This is a genomic window from Streptomyces sp. NPDC058469, from assembly GCF_042721125.1.
Classification (GTDB): domain Bacteria; phylum Actinomycetota; class Actinomycetes; order Streptomycetales; family Streptomycetaceae; genus Streptomyces.
Genome location: NZ_JBHXME010000047.1, coordinates 22,879 through 34,219, shown reverse-complemented (window position 1 = coordinate 34,219; position 11,341 = coordinate 22,879). Strand labels below are relative to the sequence as shown.

Genomic DNA, 11,341 nt, shown 5'->3' with positions numbered 1-11,341 from the left:
GGGTTCGGTGTCGGGTTCGGTGGCGGGGGGGGGCGCGGGCGCCGCCCCCCCGCGGGGGTGTGTTGGGGGGCTCCCCCCGGGGGATGGGACGGGTAGGGGCGGCGGGGGCGAGAAAACGCCTACGACGCGAACAACCGCACAGCCCAAGCCGCATGCGCCTCCGCCCCGATCTCCAACAACGGCGCGGAAGCACAAGGCAACACATCGACCCCCTCGTCAGGCACACGCCGCCCCGCCTCCACCGCCCGATCGACGACAAGGTCCAACTCCGGCGCCAACCGAGCCAGCACAGCCGTAGCATCGAACGGATCAAGACTCAGCAACCGCACCGTCGCAGACGCCGCCCCACTCACACTCTCGTAGGCCGCGCAGTACGCCGCATCCTCAGGTCCCAGCCCAGCCGACCGAGCCACCAGCCCCAACACCACCGGCTGATGCGCCCCCTTGGGGAACTCCCGTGCAAGGGCGTCGAGTTCAGCGGACGGCCAGGTCGCCCGAGCGGCCCGCATCAACTGCCGCCCCAGCTTCCGCGAGGCCCCCCGCAACGCGGGCGACGGCGTCCGCGCATCCACAGCGAGGTCCAACTCCCCGGGATCGGCACCGAGTACAGCCGCGGCAGCCACCGCCGCGGCCACCAGCCCAGCCGTATGCAACCGCCCCCGGCAGAAGTCCCCGAGGCCGGCCGCCCCCGTGACCCGCCCGGCCTTGACGGCCGCCTCCGCCCCACCGGAGTGCGCATGCCCCCCAGCGGGAAACCGCCCGTCGGCGAGAACGAGAAGCGCCCCCCTGCTCATGAGACCCACCTCATCAGAACTCCCACCTCATCAGAACCCCCTCCTCAGAAGAGGAAGTACCGCTGGGCCATGGGCAGTTCGGCCGCCGGAGTCGCCTCGACGAGTTCCCCGTCGATGTGCACGGCGAAGCTGTCGGGATCGACCTGGACGCGAGGCCGGGCATCGTTCTCCCGCATGTCGGCCTTCGTGACCCCACGCGTGGACTCGATGGCGACGAACTTCTTGCCGAGATCGAGCCGCTCGGGCAACCCGTCCTCGATCGCCAACTGGGCGACGAAGTTGAACGAGTTGAGGGCCGGAGCCCGTCCGATCGCCCCGAACATCGGCCGCGGCAGGATGGGTTGCGGGGTCGGGATGGACGCGTTGGCGTCGCCCATCTGCGCGTACGCGATCTGGCCGCCCTTGATGACGAGGTGCGGCTTGACGCCGAAGAACGCCGGTTCCCACAGCACGAGGTCGGCGAGCTTGCCGTTCTCGACGGAGCCGATCTCGCGGGCGAGGCCCTGGGCGAGGGCGGGGTTGATCGTGTACTTGGCGATGTAGCGCCGTACGCGATGGTTGTCGGCACGGCCGTCACCGGGCAGCGCTCCCCGCCGCCGCTTCATGACATGGGCCGTCTGCCAGGTCCGCATGATGACCTCGCCGACCCGGCCCATCGCCTGGGCGTCGGAGGAGATGATCGAGATGGCGCTGAGGTCGTGGAGGATGTCCTCCGCGCCAATGGTCGACGGTCGGATGCGGGACTCGGCGAAGGCCAGGTCCTCGGGCACCGCCGGGTTGAGGTGGTGGCACACCATCAGCATGTCGAGGTGTTCCTCGGCGGTGTTGACGGTGTACGGCCGGGTCGGGTTGGTGGAGCTGGGCAGCACGTGCGGCTCGGAGACCACGGTCATGATGTCCGGCGCGTGCCCGCCGCCCGCACCCTCGGTGTGGTAGGCGTGGATGCCGCGTCCGGCGATCGCGGCGAGGGTGTCACCGACGAACCCGGCCTCGTTCAACGTGTCGGTGTGGATGGCGACTTGGACACCCGTGCGGTCGGCGACGGTCAGCGAGGCGTCGATGACAGCCGGGGTCGAGCCCCAGTCCTCGTGCAGCTTGAGGCCGAGGGCGCCGCCGCGGATCTGGGACATCATCGCGTCGTGCGAGACGGTGTTGCCCTTGCCGAGGAAGCCGATGTTGAGCGGGTACTGCTCCATCGCCGCCATCATCCGGGCCAGATGCCAGGGGCCGGGGGTGACCGTGGTCGCCTTGGACCCCTCGGCCGGACCCGTCCCGCCGCCGACCAGCGTGGTGACACCGGCGGAGAGCGCCTCGTCGGCGATCTGCGGGCAGATGAAGTGGACGTGCGCGTCGACGGCGCCGGAGGTGAGGATGCGTCCGTTGCCGGCGATGATCTCGGTCTCGGGGCCGATCACCAGGTCGGGGTGGACGCCGTCCATGGTGTCGGGGTTGCCGGCCTTGCCGATGCCGGTGATCCGGCCGTCGCGGATGCCGACGTCGGCCTTGACGATCCCCCAGTGGTCGACGATCACGGCACCAGTGATGACGGTGTCGGGGGTGCCCTCCGCACGGGAGGCCCGCGCCTGGCCCATCGACTCGCGGATGACCTTGCCGCCGCCGAACACGGCCTCGTCACCGGCGAGTCCGGGACCGCCGCTGCGGTCCTCCTCGATCTCGATCAGCAGATCGGTGTCGGCGAGCCGGATGCGGTCACCGGTGGTCGGCCCGAACAGGTCCGCGTACGCGGCACGCGAGATCTCAGGCATCGAGGGCACCTCCGGTCTCCCCGCGCAGTCCGGGCACGACACGGGCGCCGGCGAGGGGTACGAGTTCGACGTCGACGGGAATGCCCGGCTCGAAGCGCACGGCCGTACCGGCGGCGACGTTGAGCCGCTGCCCGCGCGCGGCCACGCGGTCGAACTCCAGCCCGGGATTGGCCTCGGCGAAGTGGTAGTGGGAACCGACCTGGACGGGCCGGTCGGCCGCGTTGAGGACGGTCATCCGCGTGACCTCGCGGCCCGCGTTGTAGACGATCGGGTCGTCCGCGAACAGGATCTCGCCGGGAATCATCGAGGCCTCCTACACGATCGGGTCGTGGACGGTGACGAGCTTGGTGCCGTCCGGGAAGGTCGCCTCGACCTGTACGTCGTGGATCATCTCGGGGATGCCCTCCATGACGTCGTCCCTGGTGAGCAGCTTGCGCCCGGAGGACATCAGCTCGGCGACGGTCCGGCCGTCACGGGCGCCTTCGAGGATGTGCGACGTGATGAGGGCGACCGCCTCGGGGTAGTTCAGCTTCAGACCACGGGCCCGGCGCTTCTCGGCCACGTCGGCCGCCACGTGGATCAGCAGCCTCTCTTGCTCGTGCGGGGTCAGTTGCACGTCCCACCTCACAGTCCTCGCTCCGGACCGTGCGGGGTCCGGCTGCCGCAGCCTCCGGGCAAAGTCCCTGGTGGCGTGGATCGGCAGGCTAGTTGGACGGCGTTTCAAGCAAGTTAACCGAGCTGTGATCAGGGCAATCACATCTACGCCCGTAGAGCGGCCTCTCGCAGGACCTGCCCGGCGGCCCCTCGCTACGAGGGATTCGACCCCCGGTGTTCGGCCGCGATGCCGAACCGCTGGTGTTCGCGAGGAGCGGACGCGACCTCGCGCACGGCGGAGACGGCACTGATCACCCGCTCCTCGCCGGAGCGGTCCAGCTCGTCCAGTCGTTCCAGGTCGGCGGCGGAGACAAGGGCGACGAGCGGCTTCCCGTGCCGTGTCACGACGACGCGCTCGGCGCCGTACACCACCCGGTTGATCAGGTCGGCGAGTTCAGCCCTGGCTTGCGTCACCGGAATCTCGTAGGCCATGAGCCCATCATACGTTCCATACGTCCTGTACATTTTGTACAGAGCCCGCCAGAGAGAGGCCACGCCATGACCCGACCGTCCGCCCGCCACGTCCTGCCCCAGTTCACCGAGCGCACCAGCGGAGGCCACCGGACCCTCGACCCGTACTCGAAGCTCCTGGAGGAGCGGATCGTCTTCCTCGGGACGCCGATCGACGACATCTCGGCGAACGACGTGATGGCCCAGTTCATGCACCTGGAGTACCAGGCACCGGACCGGGACATCTCGCTGTACATCAACTCGCCCGGCGGCTCGTTCACCGCGATGTCGGCGATCTACGACACCCTGCGGTTCGTCACCTGTGACGTGGAGACGATCTGCCTGGGTCAGGCCGGCTCGTCCGCGGCGGTGCTGCTGGCCGCGGGCACGCCGGGCAAGCGGTCCGCGCTGCCGGGTGCGCGAGTGGTGATCCACCAGCCCTCACTGCCGGAGCCGATCCAGGGTCAGACGAGTGATCTCACCATCCAGGCCGAGGAGTTGGCGCGCACCCGGTCCCAACTGGAGGCGCTGCTCGCCCTGCACACGGGCCGGACGGTCGAGCAGGTGAGCGCGGACATCGAGCGGGACCGGATCATGGATGCCCAACAGGCCCTGGAATACGGGCTGGTGGACCGCGTCGTGTCCACCCGCAAGACCTCGCTCACCGAGCCGGGCGGGGAGTGAGCCGGCGATGCTGCCGCCGGAGCTGCCGCCGCTGCCCACACTGACGCGCGCCGAGGGCGAGTTGATCGACCGTTATCTGGACGTGGCCGACCTGCTGGGCCGTATCAACCCGGCGCATCACGGGGACACCTACCGTGGGCTGAGGGCCGCTCAGGCGCTCGTGGCCAAGGCCACCGAGCTGCGGGACGCGCTGGCGCTGATGCACCAGCGGGGCGAGACCGAGCTGCACGCCCCCACGCTGGCGCGGGCGCTGCGCGTGCTGGACGGGGAGCGCCGCACGGCCCGCGTCACCCTCCCCTCGCCCTCCGACAGTTGAGGGAGTCGGAGCCGTCCCGGGCGGCGGCGAAACGGGCCGAACGGCGTACCCCCGATCGGCGTAGTCGCTCCTCCGTCCGTGGACCCGTCCGGCTTGCGCAACACGCGTAGCCCGAGGGCCGCATGAGGTGTTCCGGTGCTGGTCCGAGGGCCGCGCGCCCCTCGACACCCGTTCGAACACGGGGGTGTCCACCCGAACGGGTGAGTGGTGAGTAACCCCACAAATCCCCGGTTGCGTTGGGCTTTTCGGACATTCATAGGTGAAGATCCCTGTCTGACGACAAGACCCCGCCGCAGCGGCGGGGCGATCCGGGCGGACGCCGAGTCCTGCCGCCGCCCGGATGACAGGTCGACAGGATTGCATCGGCAGGAGTGGAGGACCCAGGCACGACGGGTCGCCGGGACGGTCACGCCATGACCGGGTCGAGCAGCCCTTGGGGTGAAGCCGCGTCAGCGGCCGGGCAACTTCGCCAGCCCGAATCCGACAGGTCATCCTTCACAGGCGGCTGACGAAGGGTTGCGCATGACTGCGCTCAATCGTGTCCCGTCGCTGATGGTCAGGGCCGGTACGGCCTCGGCCTTCGCCATCGCCGCCGTGGGCGGCTCCGTCGTGATACCGGGCGTCGCATCCGACGCCGCGGCCGCGACACCCGCGACGAAGGCACTCCAGGTCGCGGCGTCCAAGAAGGGCGCCCCGTACAGGTACGGGGCCACCGGACCGGGCCGCTTCGACTGCTCCGGGCTCACGCTGTACTCGTACAAGAAGGCGGGCAAGAAACTGCCCCGTACGGCGGCCCAGCAGTACAACAAGACCCACCACGTCTCGGCCAAGGGCCGCAAGGCCGGGGACCTCGTGTTCTTCCACTCGGGCTCCAGCGTCTACCACGTCGGCATCTACGCCGGGAAGGGAAAGATCTGGCACGCCCCGAAGACCGGGGACGTGGTGCGGCTGCAGAAGATCTGGACCAAGAGCGTCTGGTACGGCCGGGTCAGTTAGGGCCTGTCCGAATCTCCCGAGGGGGTGGCGGCCACCTGACAGGCCGCAACCCCCTCGGGTGTCCAGGGACGTTCGGAACATCGTTCTACGGCTCCTGCTGGCCCCCGGCGGTCACCGGCCGGGCCGGTACGGTCCAGGGCACCTCGATGGAGACCGTCTTGCCGCCCTCCAGGGTGGGCCGGACCTTGAGTTTGCCGCCGCACTCCGCGGTCAGCCAGCGGATGATCACCATGCCCCGGCCGTTGTCCTGCTGGACAGCGGCCGGCAGGCGTTTCGGGAAGCGGGGATGGCTGTCGGTGACCCCGATGCGCAGCCGTTCGTCACGCTCCAGCTGGATGTCCACCGTGAACGTGGGTGACTGCCCGAAGGTGTGCTGTACGGCGTTGGTGGCGAGTTCGGAGACGATGAGGCGGATGGTGTCGGCGACCTCCGTGTCCGCCGGAAGTCCCCATTCCACCAGGGTCCCGACGACGTAGGTGCGGGCGGTGGAGACCGAGGCGGGATCGCTCGGCAGAGTGACGGATGCTTCCAGATGGTCTGCCATGGCGCGGTCGTCCCTTTCCCGCGGGACCGGTGTCCGACACGGAGCGGATGGTTCGAGTACGGTCCCGGACTGGTGCTTCTTCGCCAGACTGCCATTACCGCGTCGGTAACGGTGGCGATCCACCAAGATATGCATATATCTGTCGCTCGAAGCGGTGAACTCTGCCACCTCAGACCGTATTTGGGCGGCTCGGAAGGAGTAAGGAGAAACCCATGCAGTACGGTCCCGCGGTGCGCCGCCGGAAACTGGGCGCGGAACTGCGCGCGTTGCGCGCTGAAGCGGGGCTCACCAGCGGTGAGGCGGCCCGGCTGGTCGGCTGGCATCAGTCGAAGGTGAGCCGCATCGAGACCGGCGCGAGCGGCGTGAAACCGCCCGACGTCCGGTTACTCCTGGACGCCTACCAGGTCGGCGACCCACAACTTCGGGACATGCTGCTCGTGCTGGCGGGCTCCGACGACGGTGGCGGCCGGCACCACTGGTGGCACGCCTATCGCGGTGTACTGCCGCCCGCCTACCGGGACTTCATCAGCCTGGAGTCACAGGCCAGCACGATCCGCAACCTGGAGACCTCGGTCGTCCCCGGACTGCTGCAGACGCCCGAGTACGCCCGGGCGGTGACCCGGGCCGCCGTGGGAGGCCTCGACAACGACGGCCCCGAGCGGCTCGACGCGCTGGTACAGGTGCGGCTGGCCCGGCAGGACGTGCTGCGCGCGGATCCGCCGCTGGCCCTGAGCGTGGTCCTCGACGAGGCGGTGTTGCGGCGGGAGATCGGCGGGCCCGGTGTGATGGCACGTCAGCTGGACCGGCTCGTGGAGGCGGCCCACCTGCCCCAAGTGAGGCTTCAGGTACTGCCGTTCGCCGCAGGAGCGCACATCGGCATCACCGGCCCTTTCGTTATCTTCTCCTTTCCGAGCACTTCTGATCTGGACGTGGTTGTTCTCGACCACTTGACGAGTAGCCTCTACCTCGAACGGAAAGAAGACCTAGAGGCCTACAGCGAGGCCTTCAGCACCCTTCAGTTCCACGCCCTTTCGCCCGAGGATTCGTTGGATTACATCGCCGGGATAGGTGACGGCGCGTAAGGAGGCACCATGTCTGCACTGCCTCGGAACGTACCTTCCAGTACTGATCTGTCCGGTGTGCGGTGGCTGCGCAGCAGCTACAGCACGGGAGCGAACAACTGCGTCGAGGCGGCACGTCCGCACACAGGCCCCCGCGCGGGGCTGCTCGCCGTACGCGACTCGAAGGACCCGCAAGGACCCGCCCTGCTCTTCTCCCCCGCGAGCTGGACGGGCTTCCTCACCGCGTTCCACTGATCGGTCCGCCCATCGCGACTCACGACCGTGTCACGCCGACTCATGGTCGCGTCTCGCCGATCACACGTACAGCGCGTTCGATCTCGGCCCCGGAGAGGTCCGCTCGGGCGGTCAGCCTGAGCCGTGAGATGCCGTCGGGCACGGAAGGAGGACGGAAGCAGCCCACGGCCAGCCCTGCCGTACGGCAGTCGGCCGCCCATTGCACGGCCGCCTCCGGGGACGGCGCACGCACCGAGACCACGGCGGCGTCCGGACGTACCGCTTCCAGACCCGCGGCGGTCAGCCGTGCGTGCAGGTCACCCGCCACGGCGCGCGCCCGTGCGGCCCGCTCGGGCTCGCGCCGCAGCAGGGTGAGCGCCGCGAGCGCCGCACCCGTGGCAGCAGGCGCCAGTCCCGTGTCGAAAATGAACGTCCGCGCCGCGTTGACCAGATGGTCGATCACCCGCGCCGGCCCGAGCACGGCACCGCCCTGACTGCCCAGAGACTTGGACAACGTCACCGTCACGACCACGTCCTCACCCCCCGCGAGCCCCGCCGCGAACGGCGCCCCACGCCCCCCGTCGCCCAGCACCCCGAGCCCGTGCGCGTCGTCGAGCAGCAGCCCCGCCCCGAACTCCCGGCACGCCTCGGCGAGCGCGCCCACGGGCGCCGCGTCCCCGTCCACGGAGAACACCGAGTCGGACACGACGACGGCCTGCCCGTCGTGCGTCCGCAGCGCCTTGCTCACCCCTTCCGGATCCGCGTGTCCTACGACCTGCGTCGCGCCCCGCGCCAGCCGGCAGCCGTCGATCAGGGAGGCGTGGTTGCCCGCGTCGGAGACGATCAGCGAGCCGTGCGGCGCGAGCGTGGTGACCGCGGCAAGGTTGGCCGCGTAGCCGGAGGAGAAGACGAGGGCCGCCTCGAACCCGCAGAACTCGGCCAGCTCGCGCTCCAGTTGGGCATGCAGTTCGGTCGTACCGGTGACGAGCCGCGACCCGGTCGACCCCCCGCCCCAGGTCCGCGCCGCCGCCGCGGCCCCTTCGACGACCTCGGGGTGATGGGCCAGACCCAGGTAGTCGTTGCTCGCGAGATCGAGGAGCGGCGAGTCGGCGGGACGGGGACGCAGGGTCCGTACGAGCCCGGCGCGACGGCGCTGCTCCGCCTGCTCGTCGATCCAGCCGAACGCCATGGTTCCTCCCGGGCTTTTGTAGGCAGTGCACAGACACTAATCGGACGACCAGCCGCCCAGGGTGTGGCAATACCCACACGTCGAACCCTGTCTCTTGTTCAATCTCTCCTTGGCCGCGGGCGGTCCCGTAGGACAGGATCGGACCTCATGGACCTGCTGAACACGCTCGTGGACAAGGGGCTTCGGCGCGAGCTGCCGACCCGCGCGGAAGCACTCGCCGTCCTCGCCACCACCGACGACGACCTGCTGGATGTCGTGGCCGCGGCCGGAAAGGTGCGCCGGCACTGGTTCGGCCGACGGGTGAAGCTCAACTATCTCGTCAACCTCAAGTCCGGCCTGTGCCCCGAGGACTGCTCGTACTGCTCGCAGCGGCTCGGCTCCAAGGCCGAGATCCTGAAATACACGTGGCTGAAACCCGACGCTGCCTCGAAGGCCGCGGCGGCCGGAGTGGCGGGTGGCGCCAAGCGCGTCTGCCTGGTGGCCTCGGGCCGGGGTCCGACGGACCGGGACGTGGACCGGGTCGCGGGCACCATCAAGGCGATCAAGGACCAGAACGAGGGCGTCGAGGTGTGCGCCTGCCTCGGCCTCCTCTCCGACGGCCAGGCGGACCGGCTGCGCGAGGCCGGCGCTGACGCCTACAACCACAACCTCAACACGTCCGAGTCGACGTACGGGGACATCACGACCACCCACACGTACGCCGACCGGGTCGACACCGTGCAGAAGGCGCACGCGGCCGGCCTGTCCGCCTGCTCCGGCCTGATCGCCGGCATGGGTGAGAGCGACGAGGACCTGGTCGACGTCGTCTTCTCGCTCCGCGACCTCGACCCCGACTCGGTGCCGGTGAACTTCCTGATCCCGATGGAGGGCACCCCGCTCGCTGCGGAGTGGCACCTCACCCCGCAGCGCTGTCTGCGCATCCTCGCGATGGTCCGCTTCGTCTGCCCGGACGTCGAGGTACGCATCGCGGGCGGCCGTGAGGTCCACCTGCGCACGATGCAGCCCCTCGCCCTGAACCTCGCCAACTCGATCTTCCTCGGCGACTACCTCACCAGCGAGGGCCAGTCCGGCCACGCCGACCTGGAGATGATCGCGGACGCGGGCTTCGAGGTGGAGGGCGCGGGCGAGGTGACGCTGCCGGAGCACCGGGCGGCTGTGGCGGCGGGCGGGTGCGGATCGCACGAAGGTGCCGGGTGCGGATCGCACGAGGGCGCTGGGTGCGGTGGGCACGAGGGCGCCGGAGTCTGCGGCTCCAGTTCCGCTCCCACGTCTACGTCCGCGCCCGTGCCGCAGGTCGACGAGGTGCGTCGGGATCTGGTCTCCGTACGCCGTCGAGGTGCCGGAACGGATCTCGCGCCCAATGCCTGACCCGATCGGCCGCCTGCCCGTCCCGGAGCTGCTGGAGCTGGACCGGCGGCACGTCTGGCATCCCTACGGTCCGATGCCGGGCCGGCAGGAACCGCTCGTCGTGGAGTCGGCCAGCGGGGTACGGCTCCGACTGGCGGACAGCGGGGGCGAGTTGGTCGACGGGATGTCGTCCTGGTGGTCGGCGATCCACGGCTACAACCACCCCGTGCTCAACGAGGCCGCGCACGAGCAGCTCGGCCGGATGAGCCACGTCATGTTCGGCGGGCTCACCCACGAGCCCGCCGTACGCCTGGCGAAGCTCCTTGTCGACATGTCTCCCGACGGCCTGGAACACGTCTTCCTCGCCGACTCGGGCTCGGTGTCGGTCGAGGTCGCGGTGAAGATGTGCCTGCAGTACTGGCGCTCGCTGGGCCGCCCGGCGAAACAGCGCCTGCTGACCTGGCGCGGCGGCTACCACGGTGACACCTGGCAGCCGATGTCGGTGTGCGACCCCGAGGGCGGGATGCACGAACTGTGGTCGGGGGTACTCCCCCGGCAGGTGTTCGCAGACGCGCCGCCGACGGAGTACGAGGAGTCGTACGCCGACCATCTGCACGAGTTGATCGAGCGGCACGCGCACGAACTGGCCGCGGTGATCGTGGAACCGGTGGTGCAGGGTGCGGGCGGGATGCGGTTCCACTCCCCCGCGTATCTGCGGGTGCTGCGCGAGGCGTGCGACGCGCACGACGTGCTGCTGGTGTTCGACGAGATCGCGACGGGTTTCGGCCGCACGGGCGCGCTCTTCGCGGCGGAGCACGCGGCGGTGACGCCGGACGTGATGTGCGTGGGCAAGGCGCTGACCGGCGGCTACATGACGATGGCGGCGACACTGTGCACGTCGGCCGTGGCCGAAGGCATCTCGCGGGGCGAGGTACCGGTCCTGGCCCACGGCCCGACCTTCATGGGCAACCCGCTGGCGGCGGCCGTGGCCTGCGCCTCGATCGAACTCCTGCTGAACCAGGACTGGTTGACGGAGGTCAAGCGCATCGAGGCGGGACTGCGGGAGGGCCTGGCCCCGGCGGCACAGCTCCCCGGCGTCCGGGACGTCCGCGTCCTCGGCGCCATCGGCGTGGTCCAACTCGACCACGCCGTGGACATGAAGGCCGCCACGGACGCGGCCGTACGCGAGGGCGTGTGGCTACGGCCGTTCCGCGACCTCGTCTACACGATGCCGCCGTACGTCACGGGCGACGCCGACCTGGCTCGGATCGCCCGCGCGGTGTGCGCGGCGGCGCGGGAGGGATGA

14 protein-coding genes and 1 riboswitch are annotated in these 11,341 nt (G+C 70.0%); of the genes, 7 read left to right on the top strand and 7 right to left on the bottom strand.

The window, feature by feature from the left end; translation table 11 throughout:
- Positions 1–119 precede the first annotated feature (119 nt).
- The 5 genes from ACFWP5_RS21270 to ACFWP5_RS21250 form a co-directional block, all read right to left on the bottom strand.
- Positions 120–794, bottom strand: coding sequence for an urease accessory protein UreF (locus ACFWP5_RS21270; protein WP_384158571.1), 675 nt, complete (start codon positions 792–794; stop codon positions 120–122).
- A gap of 44 nt (positions 795–838) precedes the next feature.
- Positions 839–2,560 (bottom strand): urease subunit alpha, encoded by a 1,722-nt coding sequence (locus tag ACFWP5_RS21265; RefSeq protein WP_384158568.1) that lies wholly within the window; start codon positions 2,558–2,560, stop codon positions 839–841.
- Positions 2,553–2,864 (bottom strand): urease subunit beta, encoded by a 312-nt coding sequence (locus ACFWP5_RS21260; RefSeq protein ID WP_384158566.1) that lies wholly within the window; start codon positions 2,862–2,864, stop codon positions 2,553–2,555. Before ACFWP5_RS21260 ends, ACFWP5_RS21265 begins: the two co-directional genes overlap by 8 nt.
- Positions 2,865–2,873: 9 nt before the next feature.
- On the bottom strand, positions 2,874–3,176 hold the full coding sequence (locus ACFWP5_RS21255) for an urease subunit gamma (RefSeq protein ID WP_384158563.1): 303 nt from the start codon (positions 3,174–3,176) through the stop codon (positions 2,874–2,876).
- Positions 3,177–3,367: 191 nt separating this feature from the next.
- Positions 3,368–3,646: a type II toxin-antitoxin system Phd/YefM family antitoxin gene (locus ACFWP5_RS21250; protein WP_384158560.1), complete on the bottom strand. Its 279-nt coding sequence runs from the start codon at positions 3,644–3,646 to the stop codon at positions 3,368–3,370.
- 66 nt (positions 3,647–3,712) lie between these two features.
- On the opposite strand from ACFWP5_RS21250, the gene ACFWP5_RS21245 reads away from it, so the two are divergent.
- From ACFWP5_RS21245 to ACFWP5_RS21235, 3 genes are all read left to right on the top strand, one after another.
- Positions 3,713–4,348, top strand: coding sequence for an ATP-dependent Clp protease proteolytic subunit (locus ACFWP5_RS21245; protein WP_384158557.1), 636 nt, complete (start codon positions 3,713–3,715; stop codon positions 4,346–4,348).
- Positions 4,349–4,355: 7 nt separating this feature from the next.
- Positions 4,356–4,664 (top strand): hypothetical protein, encoded by a 309-nt coding sequence (locus ACFWP5_RS21240; RefSeq protein ID WP_384158554.1) that lies wholly within the window; start codon positions 4,356–4,358, stop codon positions 4,662–4,664.
- A 339-nt stretch (positions 4,665–5,003) separates the two neighbouring features.
- A riboswitch (cyclic di-AMP (ydaO/yuaA leader) is annotated at positions 5,004–5,183 on the top strand.
- Positions 5,184–5,186: 3 nt separating this feature from the next.
- Entirely contained in the window at positions 5,187–5,660 is a 474-nt protein-coding gene (locus ACFWP5_RS21235) for a C40 family peptidase (protein WP_384158551.1), read from the top strand.
- A gap of 85 nt (positions 5,661–5,745) precedes the next feature.
- On the opposite strand, the gene ACFWP5_RS21230 is transcribed toward ACFWP5_RS21235, so the two are convergent.
- Positions 5,746–6,204: an ATP-binding protein gene (locus tag ACFWP5_RS21230; protein ID WP_384158548.1), complete on the bottom strand. Its 459-nt coding sequence runs from the start codon at positions 6,202–6,204 to the stop codon at positions 5,746–5,748.
- Positions 6,205–6,416: 212 nt separating this feature from the next.
- On the opposite strand from ACFWP5_RS21230, the gene ACFWP5_RS21225 reads away from it, so the two are divergent.
- Both ACFWP5_RS21225 and ACFWP5_RS21220 read left to right on the top strand, forming a co-directional pair.
- Positions 6,417–7,286, top strand: a complete 870-nt coding sequence (locus ACFWP5_RS21225; RefSeq protein WP_384158545.1) for a helix-turn-helix domain-containing protein — start codon at positions 6,417–6,419, stop codon at positions 7,284–7,286.
- A 9-nt stretch (positions 7,287–7,295) separates the two neighbouring features.
- Positions 7,296–7,520, top strand: a complete 225-nt coding sequence (locus ACFWP5_RS21220; protein WP_384158542.1) for a DUF397 domain-containing protein — start codon at positions 7,296–7,298, stop codon at positions 7,518–7,520.
- A gap of 40 nt (positions 7,521–7,560) precedes the next feature.
- Here ACFWP5_RS21220 and ACFWP5_RS21215 read toward each other — a convergent pair whose 3' ends face one another.
- Complete coding sequence (locus ACFWP5_RS21215) at positions 7,561–8,688, bottom strand: 8-amino-7-oxononanoate synthase (protein ID WP_384158539.1); 1,128 nt, start codon at positions 8,686–8,688, stop codon at positions 7,561–7,563.
- 147 nt (positions 8,689–8,835) lie between these two features.
- On the opposite strand from ACFWP5_RS21215, the gene bioB reads away from it, so the two are divergent.
- Together bioB and ACFWP5_RS21205 are read left to right on the top strand one after the other, a co-directional pair.
- Entirely contained in the window at positions 8,836–10,056 is a 1,221-nt protein-coding gene (gene bioB, locus ACFWP5_RS21210; protein WP_384158536.1) for a biotin synthase BioB, read from the top strand.
- Positions 10,049–11,341, top strand: coding sequence for an adenosylmethionine--8-amino-7-oxononanoate transaminase (locus ACFWP5_RS21205; protein WP_384158533.1), 1,293 nt, complete (start codon positions 10,049–10,051; stop codon positions 11,339–11,341). Before bioB ends, ACFWP5_RS21205 begins: the two co-directional genes overlap by 8 nt.